16 protein-coding genes are annotated in these 15866 nt (G+C 76.0%); 7 read left to right on the plus strand and 9 right to left on the minus strand.

What is annotated here, in order from left to right; translation table 11 throughout:
• The first annotated feature begins 97 nt into the window (after positions 1 to 97).
• A complete protein-coding gene (locus tag ABKW28_RS14305; RefSeq protein WP_348610728.1) occupies positions 98 to 901 on the plus strand; it encodes a nucleotidyltransferase domain-containing protein in 804 nt (267 codons plus the stop codon).
• An 83-nt stretch (positions 902 to 984) separates the two neighbouring features.
• On the opposite strand, the gene ABKW28_RS14310 is transcribed toward ABKW28_RS14305, so the two are convergent.
• Positions 985 to 1209, minus strand: a complete 225-nt coding sequence (locus ABKW28_RS14310) for a hypothetical protein (RefSeq protein WP_348610731.1) — start codon at positions 1207 to 1209, stop codon at positions 985 to 987.
• Positions 1210 to 1253: 44 nt separating this feature from the next.
• Here ABKW28_RS14310 and ABKW28_RS14315 point away from each other — a divergent pair, with 44 nt between their 5' ends.
• The gene (locus ABKW28_RS14315; RefSeq protein WP_193668051.1) at positions 1254 to 1514 is read left to right on the plus strand and encodes a DUF4229 domain-containing protein; all 261 of its coding nucleotides are present in this window, start codon (positions 1254 to 1256) and stop codon (positions 1512 to 1514) included.
• Positions 1515 to 1516: 2 nt separating this feature from the next.
• Here the strand turns inward: ABKW28_RS14315 and ABKW28_RS14320 are convergent, their stop codons facing one another.
• From ABKW28_RS14320 to ABKW28_RS14330, 3 genes are read right to left on the minus strand one after another with little or no spacing between them, the layout of a single operon-like run.
• Positions 1517 to 1651: a hypothetical protein gene (locus ABKW28_RS14320; RefSeq protein ID WP_264675475.1), complete on the minus strand. Its 135-nt coding sequence runs from the start codon at positions 1649 to 1651 to the stop codon at positions 1517 to 1519.
• Between the two features lie 36 nt (positions 1652 to 1687).
• Positions 1688 to 2560, minus strand: a complete 873-nt coding sequence (locus ABKW28_RS14325; RefSeq protein WP_193668050.1) for a 1,4-dihydroxy-2-naphthoate polyprenyltransferase — start codon at positions 2558 to 2560, stop codon at positions 1688 to 1690.
• A 29-nt stretch (positions 2561 to 2589) separates the two neighbouring features.
• Positions 2590 to 3876, minus strand: a complete 1287-nt coding sequence (locus ABKW28_RS14330) for an MFS transporter (protein WP_348610734.1) — start codon at positions 3874 to 3876, stop codon at positions 2590 to 2592.
• A gap of 36 nt (positions 3877 to 3912) precedes the next feature.
• Between ABKW28_RS14330 and ABKW28_RS14335 the strand changes: the two genes are divergently transcribed.
• The 4 genes from ABKW28_RS14335 to ABKW28_RS14350 are packed head-to-tail and all read left to right on the plus strand — an operon-like array spanning position 3913 to position 9482.
• Complete coding sequence (locus ABKW28_RS14335) at positions 3913 to 4962, plus strand: AMP-binding protein (protein WP_348610737.1); 1050 nt, start codon at positions 3913 to 3915, stop codon at positions 4960 to 4962.
• A gap of 1 nt (position 4963) precedes the next feature.
• The gene (locus tag ABKW28_RS14340; protein ID WP_348610740.1) at positions 4964 to 5953 is read left to right on the plus strand and encodes an o-succinylbenzoate synthase; all 990 of its coding nucleotides are present in this window, start codon (positions 4964 to 4966) and stop codon (positions 5951 to 5953) included.
• Positions 5946 to 7571, plus strand: coding sequence for a 2-succinyl-5-enolpyruvyl-6-hydroxy-3-cyclohexene-1-carboxylic-acid synthase (menD, locus tag ABKW28_RS14345; protein WP_348610743.1), 1626 nt, complete (start codon positions 5946 to 5948; stop codon positions 7569 to 7571). The genes ABKW28_RS14340 and menD overlap by 8 nt, the downstream gene beginning before the upstream one ends.
• Positions 7572 to 7610: 39 nt before the next feature.
• Entirely contained in the window at positions 7611 to 9482 is a 1872-nt protein-coding gene (locus ABKW28_RS14350; RefSeq protein WP_193668046.1) for a Na+/H+ antiporter, read from the plus strand.
• Between the two features lie 9 nt (positions 9483 to 9491).
• Here the strand turns inward: ABKW28_RS14350 and ABKW28_RS14355 are convergent, their stop codons facing one another.
• From ABKW28_RS14355 to ABKW28_RS14370, 4 genes are all read right to left on the minus strand, one after another.
• Positions 9492 to 10352: an NAD(P)H-binding protein gene (locus ABKW28_RS14355; RefSeq protein ID WP_348610746.1), complete on the minus strand. Its 861-nt coding sequence runs from the start codon at positions 10350 to 10352 to the stop codon at positions 9492 to 9494.
• Positions 10353 to 10417: 65 nt separating this feature from the next.
• Entirely contained in the window at positions 10418 to 11650 is a 1233-nt protein-coding gene (locus ABKW28_RS14360; RefSeq protein ID WP_348610749.1) for a cytochrome P450, read from the minus strand.
• Positions 11647 to 12201 (minus strand): GNAT family N-acetyltransferase, encoded by a 555-nt coding sequence (locus ABKW28_RS14365; protein WP_348610757.1) that lies wholly within the window; start codon positions 12199 to 12201, stop codon positions 11647 to 11649. The genes ABKW28_RS14360 and ABKW28_RS14365 overlap by 4 nt, the downstream gene beginning before the upstream one ends.
• A complete protein-coding gene (locus ABKW28_RS14370; RefSeq protein WP_193668042.1) occupies positions 12198 to 12821 on the minus strand; it encodes a LysE family transporter in 624 nt (207 codons plus the stop codon). Before ABKW28_RS14370 ends, ABKW28_RS14365 begins: the two co-directional genes overlap by 4 nt.
• 54 nt (positions 12822 to 12875) lie before the next feature.
• Between ABKW28_RS14370 and ABKW28_RS14375 the strand changes: the two genes are divergently transcribed.
• A complete protein-coding gene (locus tag ABKW28_RS14375) occupies positions 12876 to 13520 on the plus strand; it encodes an MBL fold metallo-hydrolase (RefSeq protein WP_348610760.1) in 645 nt (214 codons plus the stop codon).
• A gap of 88 nt (positions 13521 to 13608) precedes the next feature.
• On the opposite strand, the gene ABKW28_RS14380 is transcribed toward ABKW28_RS14375, so the two are convergent.
• Positions 13609 to 15774 carry an aryl-sulfate sulfotransferase gene (locus tag ABKW28_RS14380; RefSeq protein WP_348610763.1) on the minus strand — a complete coding sequence of 722 codons (2166 nt, stop codon included), beginning with the start codon at positions 15772 to 15774 and terminating at the stop codon, positions 13609 to 13611.
• Between the last annotated feature and the right edge of the window lie 92 nt (positions 15775 to 15866).

Raw genomic sequence — 15866 nt, forward strand, 5'->3', positions numbered from 1 at the left:
CCACCGACCGGTCGCTCCCGCACCACCGAGCAGTCGGCTCCGCACCTCCGGGAAACCCCGTTGCCCGAGGAGCGGCTGCTCGTGGACAGTGCTGACGGTGACGACCACCGAGCACGTCCTGCGCCTCCCGGACCACGTCTCGCAGGAGCACCGCGACGTGCTGCACGAGGTCGCCGGGCGCAACGCCGAGGACCACGGGGACGACCTGGTGGCGATGGTCCTCTCGGGATCGGTCGGGCGCGGCACGGCCACGTCCCGCTCCGACGTGGACGTCTACGTCGTGCTCACCGACCAGGGCATGGCCGGGCGGCGCACCCGGCACGCGGACGTGCTGGACGAGATCCCGGTGCCGGTCTCGGAGCTCGACGACCTGCCGGTCTTCGGCACCGAGGGGTGGTACCACCGGTGGTCGTACGCCTGGGCGCCCGTGCTGCTCGACCGCAGCGGCGGGCGGGTGGCCGACGCCGTACGCCGGCAGGCGGGCGTGGACGCCGACGAGGCCGAGTCGATCCTCATCGAGCACGACCGGCTGGACGGGTGGCTGAACTACGCCTACCGCGCCCTCAAGAACGACCGGGACGGGCGCCGGCTCGAGCGGCGGCTCGACGCCGCGGAGTCGGTGCCGTGGTTGCTCGACGTCGTGTTCTCGCTGGCGGGCCGGGTCCGGCCCTACCACAAGTACCTGCCGTGGGAGCTGCGCGCGCACCCGCTGCCCGGCTGGGACGGCGAGCGCCTGCTCGAGCTGGTGGTCGGCACGCTCGACGGCGACCCCGCGGCGATCAGGGAGACCTTCGGGGAGGTCGTGGCCCGTTGCTCGGACGTCGACGCCGAGCGCGCCCGCCCGGTGCTGCGACCGGTCGTCGACGGCTGGGGCCGGGAGCTGGAGCTCTTCTCGGCCTGAGGCGTACGCCGCCTCGGTGCAGAACTGAGCGGTGGCTGGTGCAGAACTGACCGGTGGGTGGTGCGAAGGTGACTGCTCGGCCGTCAGGCGGGGGTGTCGGGATCCTCGGGGTGGCGGCGCTTGCGCTCGAGGTCGCGCAGGAAGTCCTCGTCGTCGTCGGGGGCGACCATCCGCGGCTTCGGCTTGGGGCCGGGCAGGGGTCGGCGCGGTGCGGGTGAGCCGCCGCCGGGCAGGCGGCGCTGCATCAGCCGGACGGCGAGGTAGGTGACGACGCCGACGACGGCCACCACCAGCAGGAACTTCAGCACCCCTCCAATGTAGGCGCTGCCCGGTGACGACCTACCCTGGAGGGGTGAAGGAGTTCGCTGTCTACACCGGTCTGCGCATCGTGCTGTTCCTCGCCTCGCTCGGGGTCGTGAGCGGGATCTGGCTGCTCGTCGCCGGGGAGGCCAACCTGCTGGGCGTGTTCGTGATCGCGTTCGTGCTCAGCGGGATCGGGTCCTTCTACCTGCTCAACGGCCCCCGCGAGGCGTTGGCGCAGCGCGTCGACGCCCGGGCCCGGCAGGCGGGGCAGCGGTTCGAGGAGCGCAAGGCGCGCGAGGACGTCGACTGACGTCAGCGCTTCTTGCGGCCCAGGTGCCGGTCGACCCGGCTCGACGACTGGCCCAGCACCTTGCCGAGCAGGACGCTGCGCATCCGCCAGGCGGCGACGACGGCGACGATCACGAGGACGAGCACCAGGAACTTCATGTCTCGAGCCTAGCCCGGGGGTGCGGACCGGACGGCTCAGCGCACCAGCAGCGGCGCGGCCACCAGCACCGACCACACCAGCTCGGCCGTGCCGGTGGCCTGCAGCACCGGCACCAGGCCGGGCCCCGTGGCGCCCCCACCGACCACGCGCAGCCCGGGCAGCGCCGCCACCAGGAAGCCCAGGCCCAGCAGCGCCCACCACGTGGTGAGCGCGGCGACGCCGACCACGGCCAGCGCGGCGAGCGCGACCAGGGCGGCGTACAGGGCACGGGTGCGGGGGTCGCCGAGCAGCACCGCGAGGGTGCGCTTGCCGGCGACGGTGTCGGTCGGGATGTCGCGCAGGTTGTTGACCACCAGGATCGCGCACGCCAGCGCGCCGATGCCCACAGAGGCCGCCAGGGCCGCCGGCTCGAAGGTCTCGGTCTGCACGAAGGTGGTGCCCACCACCGCGACCAGGCCGAAGAAGACGAAGACCATCACCTCGCCCAGGCCCAGGTAGCCGTAGGGCTTGTCGCCGCCGGTGTAGTACCAGGCGGCCAGCACGCTCACCGCGCCGACGGCCACCAGCCACCAGGCCGTGGTGGCGGCCAGCACCAGCCCGGCCGCGGCGGCCACGCCGAAGGCGAGGAAGGCGGCCCGCTTCACCGCCGCCGCGGGCGCCGCGCCCGACCCGACCAGGCGCATCGGCCCGACGCGGTCGTCGTCGGTGCCGCGCACCCCGTCGGAGTAGTCGTTGGCGTAGTTGACGCCGACCTGCAGCGCCAGGCTGACCACGAGGGCCAGCAGCGCCTTCCACCACACCGGCTCGTCGACGTACGCCGCGACGCCGGTGCCGGCGAGCACGGGCGCGACGGCGGCGGGCAGGGTGCGGGGTCGCGCGCCGGCGACCCACTGGGCGGGAGCTGTCACCGGACGATTCAACACCGAGCGCGCGGCCCTCAGCGGGCCGGGTCGAGCTCGTGGCGCTCGAGGAAGCGCTGCGCCATCCGCGCCGAGGGGTGGATGCCCACGGCGGCGACCAGGATGATCGCGGCGATGACCAGCCAGCCCTGGGTGCCCCAGGTCAGGGCCAGCCAGGTGTAGGCGGCCGGCGCCCAGACGAAGCCGAGGGTGCCGCCCAGGTTGCCGGCGCCCTGGTACTCCCCGCGCCGGTCGGGGTCGGAGAGCTCGGACTCGAAGGCCCAGGTCGCGGCCGAGAGGAACAGCTCGGCGAAGGTGACGACGATGTGGCCGGCCCACATCAGGGCGATGGTCTGCCAGCCCAGGGTGTCGCGGGTGACCATCGTGATCACGCAGGCCACCACGAAGAACGCGCTGCTGATCCTGGCCGCGCGCAGCGCGGTCGGCAGGCCGCGGACGGTGCGCGCCACGGCCATCGGCAGCACGATGCACATCAGCGTGTTGGTCGCGAAGAGCGCCGCCAGCAGCACCCGGGGCGCGTCGGTCTCCGACATCAGCCACAGCGGGATCACCGTGTGCAGCAGCACCTGGTTGGTCATCAGCACGCCGCTGAAGAACGAGGTGAGCAGGTAGCCGGGGTTGCGCAGGGCGCTGGGGACGGCCCGCGGGGCGTCGGCCTCGTCGACGGCGGCGGCGATCGCGGTCTCCAGCGGCGAGGGGCGCTCCTTGTGCGGGGCCTTGGGCAGCCGGGCGATCCAGTAGCCGTTGACCAGGCTCAGCGCCGCGGTCAGCAGCGGCAGCGCGGTGAGCAGGGTGTTGTGCTCGACGGCGAGCGCCATGAAGCCCACGCCCGCCCCGACGGTGAAGCCGAGGTTGGTGGCGGCGTACATGTAGGCCTGCGAACCGATCCGCTCGGCGCGCGGCAGCACGTCGAGGACGTAGGCGCCCCGGGCGGCGCCGCCGGTGGAGTTGACCACCTCGAGCACCACGCTGACGACCAGGAAGCCGATGAAGCCGTCGATCCAGGGCCAGGTGGCGTACGTCGCCGCGGTGCCGACCGCGCCGATCGCCCACAACCGCTGCGGCCCGATCCGGTCGGCCAGCTTGCCGGCCGGCACCGCGACCAGGAACGAGGCGACGCCCGCGACCGTGATGCCGACGCCGACCTGGGTCGGTGACAGGCCGACGACCCCCAGGAAGAAGGCGGCGCTGGCGGTGATGAACGCGCCGTCGCCGACCGCGAAGAGCACCGACTGGACCGACAGCTTGCCCGCCAGCGGGGTCGGGGGGACGAACTGCTGCAGGAAGCTGGGGCGGGTCGGCACCGGAGGATGAGACCACGCCGGGCTAGCGTTCGTCGCATGGATATCGGGCCCGGTGGCGCACGTCACGCGGTGGCGTCGCTGCGGGCCTGGCTGGGCGCGCCCGACGAGCCGGCGCCGTGGGTGGTGGAGACCTCCGGCTCGACCGGGAGGCCCAAGCGCGTGCTGCTCCCCCGGGCCGCGGTGCTGGCGTCGGTGGAGGCCTCGGCGCGACGCCTCGGTGCCTCCGGCGCGTGGGTGCTGGCGCTCCCGGCGTCGTACGTCGCCGGGGTGCAGGTGGTCGCCCGCTCGCTGGTCGCCGGCCACGAGCCGGTGCTGCTGGAGGAGCACGGCTCGATCGCGGCCGCGGTCGCGGCCCTGCCGGCCGGGGTCGACGGGTTCGTCTCGCTGGTCCCGACCCAGCTGCACCGGGCGCTCGACGACCCCGACGACCCCGACGACGCCGCGGCCCTCGCGTCGCTGCACACCGTGCTGCTGGGCGGCGGGCCGATCGACACGTCGCTGCGCGAGCGGGCTGCCGCGGCCGGGGTGCGGGTGGTGGCGACGTACGGCTCGGCGGAGACCGCCGGCGGCTGCGTCTACGACGGGGTGCCCCTCGACGGGGTCGGCCTGGCGCTGGGTCCCGACGGGCGGATCCGCCTGGGCGGGCCCACCCTCTTCGCGGGGTACGACGGCGACCCGGCGCTCACGGCCGAGGTGCTGGTCGACGGCTGGTTCCACACCTCCGACGCCGGGCGCCTCGACGACGACGGCCGGCTGCAGGTGCTCGGGCGGCTCGACGACGTCGTGGTGACCGGCGGGGTCAACGTGCCGGCGCCCGCGGTCGCCGCCCGGCTGCGCGAGCACCCCGGGGTCGCGGCCGCCGAGGTGCTGGGGGTGCCCGACGACGAGTGGGGCGGCCGGCTGGTCGCCTTCGTGGTCGGGTCGGCCGGGCCCGTGCCGCTCGTCGAGCTGCGCGACTGGGTCGCCGACGCGCACCCGCGGTCGTGGGCGCCGCGCCAGGTCGTCGACCTGGCCGCGCTGCCGATGCTCGGCAACGGCAAGCCCGACCGGGTGGCGCTGCGGGCGCTCGTCGAGGAGGGCGGCTGAGGTGGACGGTCCGGGCGACCTGCGGGTCTTCGCGATCCCGATGCGCACCCGCTTCCGCGGCATCACCGTGCGCGAGGGCGTGCTGCTGCGCGGGCCCGGCGGCTGGGGCGAGTGGTCGCCCTTCCTGGAGTACGACGACGTGGTCGCCGAGCCCTGGCTGCGCTGCGCCGAGGAGGCCGCCGCGGGCGACTGGCCCGCCCCGCTGCGCGACGAGGTGGCCGTCAACGTGACGGTGCCGGCCGTCGACGCCGAGACCGCGCACGCGATCGTGCGCCGTGGCGGCTGCCGCACCGCCAAGGTCAAGGTCGCCGAGCCCGGCCAGGGCGAGGCCGACGACCTGGCCCGCCTCGAGGCGGTGCGGGCGGCGCTCGACGCCGACGGCCCCGGCGGCCGGGTGCGCATCGACGTCAACGGGCTGTGGGACGTCGACACCGCGGTCTCCTCGCTGCCTCGCTACGACCGCGCCGCCGGCGGGCTGGAGTACGTCGAGCAGCCGTGCGCGTCCGTCGAGGACCTCGCGCGGGTGCGCCGCCGCGTCGACGTGCCGGTCGCCGCCGACGAGTCGATCCGCCGGGCCGCCGACCCCTACCGGGTGCGCGACCTGGAGGCCGCCGACGTCGCGGTGCTCAAGGTGCAGCCGCTGGGCGGGGTGCGTGCCTGCCTGCGCATCGCCGAGGACATCAGGCTGCCGGTGGTGGTCTCCTCGGCGCTGGAGAGCTCGGTGGGCATCGCCGCCGGCGTCGCCCTGGCCGCCGCCCTGCCCGAGCTGCCGCACGCCTGCGGGCTGGCCACGGTGCAGCTGCTCACCGACGACGTGGCCGACGACCCGCTGCTGCCGGTCGGCGGGGTGCTGCGGGTCGGGCGGCCCACGGTCGCGCCGGCCGCCCTGGAGCGGCTGGCCGGCGACGCCGAGCGGGTCGCGCACTGGGAGGCGCGGCTGGCCCGGGTGTCCCGGCTGACCCGGGTACGGGAGGATCGGCGGCGTGGCTGAGCCGGACGAGAACGACGCGACCCGCACCGCCCGTGCGGTGGTCGTCGCCCTGCTCGGCGCGGGGGTGCGCGACGTCGTGGTCGCGCCCGGGTCGCGCAACGCGCCGCTCTCCTTCGCCGTCTGGGACGCCGCCGCCGCCGGCCTGCTGCGCCTGCACACCCGCATCGACGAGCGCTCGGCGGCCTTCGTGGCGCTCGGGCTCTCGCGCACCGGCGCGCCGGCGGCCGTCGTGTGCACCTCCGGCACCGCCGTGGCCAACCTGCACCCCGCGGTGCTCGAGGCCGCGCACGCCGGGGTGCCCCTCGTGGTCGTCACCGCCGACCGGCCGGCCCGGCTCGCCGGCACCGGCGCCAACCAGACCACCGACCAGGTCGGCATCTTCGGGCCGCTCGTCGAGACCCGCGACGTCGGCGCCGACGGCCCGCCGAGCTGGGTGACGCTGTGGCTCGACGACGGCCCCGTCCACGTCAACGTGCGTCTCGACGAGCCGCTGCTGCCGGCGGCGCCCTGGCGCCTCGGCGACGAGGACCTGGCGACGTCGACCCGCCACGAGGTCGACGGGCCGCGGTGGCCCACCCACCACAGCCCGCTCGACCCCGGCCCGCGCACGGTGGTCGTGGCCGGCGACGACGCCGGGCCGCCGGCGCGGCTGCTGGCCCAGGCGGCGGGGTGGCCGCTGCTGGCCGAGCCCTCGAGCGGGTCGCGCACCGGCACCCACGCGCTGCGCGCCTACCGCCTGCTCCTCGACACCGACCTGGGCCGCAGCATCGAGCGGGTCGTGGTGGCCGGCCACCCGACCCTGAGCCGGCCGGTGACCCGGCTGCTGGGCCGCGACGACGTCGAGGTGCTGGCCGCCCCCGCGCGCGGGGTCTGGGCCGAGCGCCCCTTCGAGGTCGACACCCACCTCGACGGCGCGGCCCCGCACCCCGAGCAGCAGGCCGCCGACCCGGCCTGGCTCGAGGCGTGGGTCGCCGCCGACCGCGCGGTCTCCCGGCAGCTCGACGCGCTGCTGGGCGCCGAGCCCGGCCTGACGCCGTACGACGTCGCGGGCGCGGTCGCGCGCGCGGTGCCGCCCCAGGGGCTGCTGCACGTGGGCGCCTCGAGCCCGATCCGCGACCTCGACCTGATGCTGCACGGCTGGCGGGTCGGCGCGCGACGCAAGGTGGTGGCCAACCGGGGGCTGTCGGGCATCGACGGGGTCGTGTCCACCGCGATCGGCGCGGCGCTGGGCCGGCCCGGCAGCAGCCGGGCCCTGGCGCTGGTGGGCGACGTGACGTTCCTGCACGACGCCAACGGGCTGGTGCTGGGCCCCGGCGAGCCCGAGCCCGACCTGACGATCGTGGTCGTCAACGACGACGGCGGGTCGATCTTCTCGATGCTCGAGCAGGGCGCCCCCGCCCACGCCGACCGCTTCGAGCGCCTCTTCGCCACCCCGCACGCCGTCGACCTGGCCTCACTGTGCGCCGCGACCCGCACCCCGCACTGGCGCGTCGACAGCCTGCCCGAGCTGGAGCAGGCGCTGGCCTCGCCCAACGGCGGCATCGAGGTCGTCGAGGCGCGGGTGCGCCGCCACGACCGCCGCGCCCTCGACGAGCGGATCCGCGCGCTGCGTCCCTGACCCGCCGGGTGGGGTGCTCCGGGGTGGGATGATCCGGGGGTGGAGATCGCCCTGCTGCTCATCGCCATGGCGCTCACCGTGCTCGTGGTCACCGCGCTGGCCGACCGCATCGACGTGCCCGCGCCGCTGGTGCTGATCGTGGTGGGGGTCGCGGGCTCCTACGTGCCGGGGGTCCCCGAGATCACCCTGTCGCCCGAGGTGGTGCTGGTCGGGCTGCTGCCGCCGCTGCTCTACGCGGCCGCGATCCAGACCTCGCTGGTCGACTTCAACGCCAACCGGCGCTCGATCCTGCTGCTGTCGGTGGGCCTGGTCGTCTTCACGACCGTCGGGGTGGGGGTGCTCGTGCACGCGCTGCTGCCCGGGATCGGCTGGCCCGGCGCCCTCGCGATCGGCGCGGTCGTGGCGCCGCCCGACGCGGTCGCGGCCACCGCGGTCGGGCGCCGGATCGGCCTGCCGCGGCGGATCGTGACGGTCCTCGAGGGCGAGTCGCTGCTCAACGACGCGACCGCCCTGGTCTCGCTGCGCACCGCGATCGCCGCGGGCGGCGCCGGCATCAGCGCGGTCGGCGTCGGCCTCGACTTCGCGCTCGCCGCCGGCGGCGGGGTGGCGGCGGGGGTGCTGCTCTACGTCGTCATCGGCTGGGTGCGCCGCCGGGTCGAGGACCCGCTCACCGACACCGCGATCTCGCTGGTCACCCCCTTCGCGGCGTACGTGCTCGCCGAGCAGATCCACGCCTCGGGCGTGATCGCGGTCGTGGTCGCGGGGCTGCTGCTGGGGCACCGCTCACCGGTGCTGCAGACGGCCTCGTCCCGGATCGCGGAGCGGATGAACTGGCGCACCATCGCCTTCGTCCTCGAGAACGTGGTCTTCCTGCTGATCGGCCTGCAGGCCGCCCGGCTGGTCGACGACGTGGGCCGCAGCGAGGTCGGCCTGGGCCGGGTGGTGCTGGTCTGCGGCGCCACCCTGGTGGCCGTCGTCGTGCTGCGCGTGGTGTGGGTCGCCGCGGCCCGGGTGGTGCTGCTGCAGCCGGGCCCCGACGGCGTGCGCGTGCGCCCGTCGTGGCGCAACACGCTCCTGGTCGGCTGGGCGGGGATGCGCGGGGTGGTCACCCTGGCCGCGGCGTTCGTGATCCCCTCCGACGTCGAGCACCGCGAGGTGCTGCTGATGATCGCCTTCACCGTGGTGGCCGGCACCCTGCTGGTGCAGGGACTGACCCTGCCGTGGCTGGCGCGCCGGCTGCGGGTGCCCTCGCCCGACCCGATGGACGACGCCCTGGCCCGCGCGACGCTGCTGCAGCAGGCCTCCAAGGCGGGCTTCGCCGCCCTGGCCGAGATCGAGGCCGACGAGGAGCACGAGGACCGCCACGGCGTCCTCGACCTGGTGCGCCAGCGCATCGACCAGCGCAACTTCGCTGCCTGGGAGCGCCTGGGCACCACACCGGGCCAGGAGACGCCCAGCGAGCTCTACGCGCGGGTGCGGTTGGCGATGATCGCCGCCGAGCGCGAGCGGGTGCTCGAGATCCGCAGCTCGGGCCGGGTCGACTCGGTCGTGGTCGCCGAGGTGCTGGCGATGCTCGACGTCGAGGAGTCGCTGATCGACCGGGTGCGCCCCCAGCACGAGCAGGAGGAGCCGGTCGGGCTGCGCCCGGCGCCGCTCGAGAGCTGCGCCCACCTGGCCGCGACCTGGGCCGTGCAGACCAGCGACGCCGGCGTGTGCGAGGACTGCCTCGCGGACGGCACGTCCTGGGTCGCGCTGCGCCAGTGCCTGGAGTGCGGCCACCTCGCCTGCTGCGACTCCTCACCGGCCCAGCACGCCACCGCCCACTTCCGCGACACCGCCCATCCGGTGATGCAGTCCGCCGAGCCGGGGGAGGACTGGCGCTGGTGCTTCGTGCACCACGTGACCAGCTAGCAGCGAGGCTCAGCCACGCTGCCCGTGCTCCTGGTCGAGGGCCTGCTCGAGGGTGCGCGGCGCGCGGCCGAGCAGCCGCTCCAGGTCGGGGCTGACCCGCTCCAGCGACCCGTCGGCGATCGCGGTGTAGGTGCTCACCCAGGCGTCGAGCTGCCACTGCTCGGCGTCGGGCCACCCGGCGCGACGCGACGCGTAGGCCTCCTCGACGCTCTCCTCGACGTAGCGCAGCTGGCGCCCGAGCACCGCGCCGGCGCGCGCCGCGACCTCGTCGAGGCCCAGCGCCTCCGGCCCCGTCAGGTCGTACGCCGCCCCCGCGTGGTCGGCCGGGTCGCGCAGCACCGCCGCGGCCGCGTCGGCGACGTCGTCGCGGGCCACGGCCGCCAGCCGGCCGCGTCCGCCGGGGCCGCGCAGGACGCCCTGCGCGTCGGCGAAGTGCGGCAGCACGTCGAGGTAGAAGCTGTCGCGCAGGAACGTGTGGGCCATCCCGCTCCCGGCGATGGCCTGCTCGGTGTCGTGGTGGTCGCGGCCGAGGGTGAAGGTGGTGTCGGGGCCGGCGTCCACGAACGAGGTGTAGACGACGTGGCCCACCCCGGCCTCGGCGGCGGCCGCCACGAAGGTGCGGTGCTCCTCGCGGCGCCGGGGCCCCTCGTGGGCCGAGACCATCAGGAGCGTGTCGACGCCGCGCAGCGCCGCCAGCGCCGCGCCGTGGTCGGCGTACGTGCACTCGCGCACGTCGGTGTCGACGTCGGGGGCGCGGGCGGCGTCGCGCACCAGCAGCCGCAGGTCGAGGCGCATGTCGGCGCCCGCGAGCAGGGTGGTCACCCGCCCGCCCAGGGCTCCGGTGGCTCCGGTGATGCCGATGGTGGTCATGGGGTCTCCTCGCGGTCGGTGCGGGACGGTCGGGCGGGCCTGTCGGGCCGGACTGTCGGACCCGCTCAGGTGGGCGTGAACCGCAGCGGGAACGACACCGCGCCGGTGTTGCCCGAGGCAGGCAACCACTCACCGGGGCCGTCGCATTCCGCGTCGGGCATCCGGGCCGCCAGCACGGGCAGCACGACGGCCATGTCGACGCGGGCGACGTAGTGGCCCAGGCAGTGGTGGATGCCGGCTCCGAAGCCGGTGTGCGGCACCCGTTCGCCGCGGGCCGCGGCCTCGAGGTCGAGCCCGGTCCCGCCGCCGGCCGCGGCGACCGGGTCGGTGCCGGCGGCGTGCGAGAGCACCTGCACCACCCCGCCCGGCGGCACCACGAGGCCGTCGCCGAGGTCGACCTCCTCGAGCGCCTCGCGGGTCACCCAGGTGACGGTGGGGTCGACCCGCATCACCTCCTCGACGCAGGCGGCGCCCAGGTCGGGTCGCCGGGCGAGCAGCCGCCACTGGTCGGGGTGGCGCAGCAGGGTCCGCACCGCCAGCGTCAGCTGGTTGCGGGTGGTCTCCATGCCGGCGAAGACCAGGAAGACCAGCGCGACCGAGAGCTCGTGGTCGCTCAGGCCGGCCTCGCCCTCCGGTGGCGCGTCGGCCGCGCCCACCAGCGCGGTCAGGAAGTCGTCGCGCGGCGCGGACCGCCGGTCCGCGACCACGTCGGCGAGGTAGCCGCTGAGGCCGTCGAGGGCGGCCTCGATGCGGGGCACCTGCGCGGCCACGTCGGTGGAGAAGGAGGCGCCGATGTCGTCGGCCCAGTGCGCGACCTGCGGCCAGTGGTCCTCGTCCAGCCCGAGGAGGCGGCAGATCACCCGGGCGGCGTACGGCTCGGCCAGCTCGCCGACGAGCTCGACGCGCCCCCGGCCGGCGAAGCCGTCGACCAGCTCCTCGGCCAGGGCGGTGAACGAGGGCCGCATCGCCTCGATCGAGCGCTTGCGGAAGGCCGGCAGCAGCAGCCGGCGCACCCGGTGGTGGTCCTCGCCCTCGAGGCTCAGCAGCGTCTCGCCCCACCAGTCGTGGAAGAGCCCGGAGTGGATGCCGTTCTGGGCCGGCCACCGCGCGTTGCCCTGCGCGAAGCGGCGGTCGCGCAGCAGCGCGGCGCCCTGCTGGTGGCGCAGCACCGCAGCGCCGTACGGCGTGCGCGCCCACCACGAGCGCTCGCGCGCGGCGTGCACCTGCTCGCCGTTGGTGTCGAAGCCGGGGTCGGCCAGGTCGAGCCAGGGGACCTCGTCGGTGGGGCGGGCGCTCATCGGCGCACCATCCGCAGGTGCCGACCGTGCCCATCGCCGTCGTCGACCGCCCCGTCGAGCGCGAAGCCGTGCCGCTCGTAGAAGCCGGTCGCTCGGTCGTTGCCGGCCAGCACCCACAGGTACGCCGCCCGCTCGCCCAGCGTCGCCACCAGCAGGCGGTGCCCCAGCCCGGTGCCCCAGCAGCGGGCCCGCACGTAGAGGGCGCTGAGCTCGAGGGCAGGCAGGCCGGGCTCGTCGTCACGGCCCGGCCCGGCCGAGGCGAAGCCGACCAGCCCGGTGCGGTCCTCGGCGAGCCAGACCGGCTCGGCGCCCGGGTCGGCGTCGAGGGCCGCGGCCCGGGATGCCAGGACCCGGCGCCACGACGCCACCCGCTCCTCGGGCCGAGCGCGGCGCTCGGCCAGCAGCTGCGCGGGCATCAGCCCGGTGTAGGCGTCCTCCCACACGTCGAGGTGCAGGTGGGCGAGGGCCTCGGCGTCGGAGGGCCCGGCGGCCGGGCGCAGCCGGGCGTCGCCTGCCTCCGCCGGCCGCACCGGCTCCCGCTGCGTGCTCACCCGAGCATCGTATGCAGCGCCAGGCCCGCTACCGTGGCGGCCGCCACCAGACCGCTGAGCCGCCGGCCCCGGGGCCCGCTCAGCGCCTGGCCGAGCAGCGCACCGCTGGTCGCCAGCACCAGCTGCCAGGCCGCCGAGGCCACCAGCGCCGCCACCACGAACACCGCGCCCTCGGTGGCCCCGTCGACGAGGTCGCGGTTGCCGAGCACCACGGCGGCGAAGTAGACCAGCGTCGTCGGGTTGAGCGCGGTCATGCCGAGGAAGAGCAGGTACGCCGCCCCCGGGCCGGGCTCGCGCCGGGCCTGCCGGTCGGCAGCGCCGCCGGGCCGCTCCGGTCGCAGCGCGTGCAGCGCCAGCAGGGCGGCCACCCCGAGCAGGACCAGCCCGGCCGCGACCTCCAGCGCCCCGGCGATCGGCACGAGCGCGGCCGAGACGGCGGCCCCGGCCAGCACCGCGACAGCGGCGTACACCCCGTCGACGGAGGCGACCCCGAGCGCCGCCGCCGCGCCGACCCGCCAGCCCGCACGCGAGGCCAGGGCCACCAGCAGGGCGCCCACGGCCCCGACCGGCACTGCGATCGCGAGCCCGGTCAGCGCCCCGGACACCACGACGTCGATCACGCGGCGATCCTGGCCCGCCGCGTCGCGCCGCGCGAGCCGTTTACGGTGGGAGGCATGCGGATCACCAAGTTCGGCCACTCCTGCGTGCGCGTCGAGCACGACGGCACCGCGCTGGTGCTCGACCCCGGCGCCTTCACCCCTGACGCCGCGGCGGCGGTCGACGGCGCGGCCGGGGTGCTGGTCACCCACGAGCACCCCGACCACTGGACGCCCGAGGCGCTGCGCGCCACCGACGCCCCGATCTGGACCATCGCGGCGGTCGCCGCGCGCATCGGCGAGCAGGCCCCCGACCTGCTCGGGCGCGTCACCGTCGTGGCTCCCGGCGACTCGGTCGACGTGGCCGGGGTGCCGGTGCGGGTGGTGGGCGAGAAGCACGCCGTCATCCACCCCGAGCTGCCGCACTTCGACAACTCCGGCTACGTGCTGACCTGCGGCGACGAGCGCGTCTACCACCCCGGCGACGCGCTGACGGGCCCCGGCGAGCCGGTCGACGTCCTGCTGGCCCCGGTCTGCGCGCCGTGGATGGCGATCGCCGAGGGCATCGAGTTCGCCCGCTCGGTGGCCGCCCCGCGCACCCTGGCCATCCACGACAAGGTCTACTCCGACCTCGCCCTGGGCATCGTCGACCAGCACTTCGGCCGGTTCCTGGGCGCCGACGGCCTGGAGTTCGTCCGCCGCCCCGACGGCGCCGACCTCTGACCCGGCCCAAACCTCCCGCTGACCCGGCCCAGACTTCCCGCTGACCCGGCCCAAACCTCCCGCTGACCCGGCCCGAACAGACCGCGGGCTAGCGGGCCCGCACCACCACGCCCACGTGGTCGGCCGCACCGCTGCCGAGCCCCGCGGTGGCGTCGACCTTCACGACGAGCCGGTCGCCCGCGTCCGCCGCACCGCGACGACGTACGACGACCTTCAGGTCGGCGTGCCCGCCGGGCTCGATCGCCGGGCTGCGCCAGGTGCCGCGCCGCACCGCGCCGGTGACGTCCTCGCCACGGAAGCGGTAGCGGACCTTGAAGCCCGCCGAGCTGCCGGTGCCGCTCACCGCGACCCGGTCGGCGGCGCCGGCGCCGTGGCGCAGCCGCACCAGGAGCCGCTCCTGCTGGCCGGTGCGACGCAGGTCGACGCGGGCCTTCTGGCCTCGCCACGACCCGGTGGCGCCCTCGCCGCGCAGGTCGCGGGCGCGGGGCCCGACCGCGGCGTCGGCGCGGCTGTCGCGCACCCGGTAGGCCAGGCTCCCCGTGGTGCTGAGACCGGCGGCGTCGGTGGCGGTGACCTCCACCCGGTGCTCCCCGGGCACGTCCGAGGCGGCCTCGCCCGCCTCGCACGACGTCAGCCCCGCGCCGCCCCGGTCGGTGCAGCGGACGCCCAGCGCGGCGACGGTGAGCGGCGTGCCGAGGTCGACGACGGCGGCGTCGGCAGCGGTGCCGGCAACCTCGACCGTGGGCGGCGTGGCGTCGGGGACCGCGCCCAGCGCGGCCCGGTAGCTGAAGAACGCCTGGTCGGTGGGGTTGCTCGCGTCGCGCACCGACCACAGCACCTCGCCGTCGCTGCCGACCTCGCTGGCCATGACCCGCCGCTCGGCGGCCCAGCCGACCAGGGTGTTGCCGTTGGCCAGGCGCTGCGAGGAGCCGGCGAAGATCGCGAGGTGGTCGGTCGGCTCGGTCATCCGGTGCTCGAAGACGGTGCGGGCCTCGCCGCTCGCCTCGTCGAGCTCGTACTCGCTGACCCGGCTCCACAGCCGCGGGACCGTCAACCCGTCGGGGTCGGCCTGGTCGACGCAGATGGTCCCGTTGCGGGTGAACGACGCCGACCCGTTGTCGAAGAGGAGGATGGTGCCGCTGTCGGTCTCGGCGGCCGTGTGCTGGGCGCAGGGCCCCGTGCCCGCCTCGTCGTCGGGGAAGCTCCAGTCGCTGCGGCGACCTCCCAGGCGCCACACGACGTCACCCTCGGCGAAGCCGTCGTGGGCGGTGCGCGCGATCTTGAGGACGGCGCTGAGGTGGCGGAAGGAGACGAGCAGGTCGCCGTCGTCCATCACCTCGACGGAGTTGACGTGCGCCCAGTCGGGGTTGGTGCCGGCGGTGCCCTCGACGGCGCGGTCGACGTGGTCGGCGGCGTCCCACTCGAAGAGCACCTCGCCCTCGGCGCTCAGGTGCTGCAGCACCGCGCCGGTGAGCTGCTCGCCGGAGCGGTCGTCGGGCTCGTAGGCCATCAGGTAGGCGCTGCCGTCGTCCTGCCAGGCCACGTCGTGGCCGTCGGTGTCGACCAGGCCGACGGTCTCGTACGCCGCGACCTCGCGGAACTGCTCGTCGAGCCGCACCAGCCTCGACCCGGTGCGACCCGGGCTCGTCGTGGGCTGGCGGAAGATGCTGTAGCCGCCCGGCACCTCCTTGAGGTCCATGGAGGCACCGCCGTCGGTGGTGCGCACCCATGCGGGCACGCCCTGGCGGTCCATGGCCACCTCGTAGCTCTCCGACTCCGAGGTCCAGCGGTCGAGGGTCAGCAGCACCTTGCCGTCGGCGACCGCCCCCGGCTCCGGCGTCGTGGTCACCTCGATCGCGGGGAACTCCACGGGCAGGTAGACCACCGAGTACGTCGCCCGCCCGGCGCTGTCGTCGACCCAGACGGTGACCTCGTCGCCCTCCTCCAGCCCGGTGACCCGGGCCCGGCCGTCGGTCTCGAGCGCGCCGTCGACGTACACGCGGGCGCCCGGCTCGGTGCTGGTGGCGGCCACGGTGAGCCGGCCGCCGGTGGCGGCGGTGGTGGTCGCGGCGTAGCGGTGCACGGCGGGGTCGAAGGAGGGGTAGCTGCCCACCTCGTTGCCCCAGATCCGCAGCGAGTGCTCCGGCTCGGACGCCCGGGCGGCCGGGGCGGCGGAACCGCCGGGAGCCGCCAGCAGGCCCAGCGGGAGCGCCAGGGTCACGGCAGCGGACAGGGTGGCAGGACCGAGGCGCATGCCCCCGAGGGTAGGTGGGCGGCACCTGCCTGTCCGACGAACCAGTGCCTCCGAGACCACCTCGAGACCTGCCGGTCCGGGCCGGGTGGGCG

Source organism: Nocardioides sp. 31GB23 (genome assembly GCF_040012395.1).
In the GTDB taxonomy this organism is placed as follows: Bacteria; Actinomycetota; Actinomycetes; order Propionibacteriales; family Nocardioidaceae; genus Nocardioides; species Nocardioides salarius.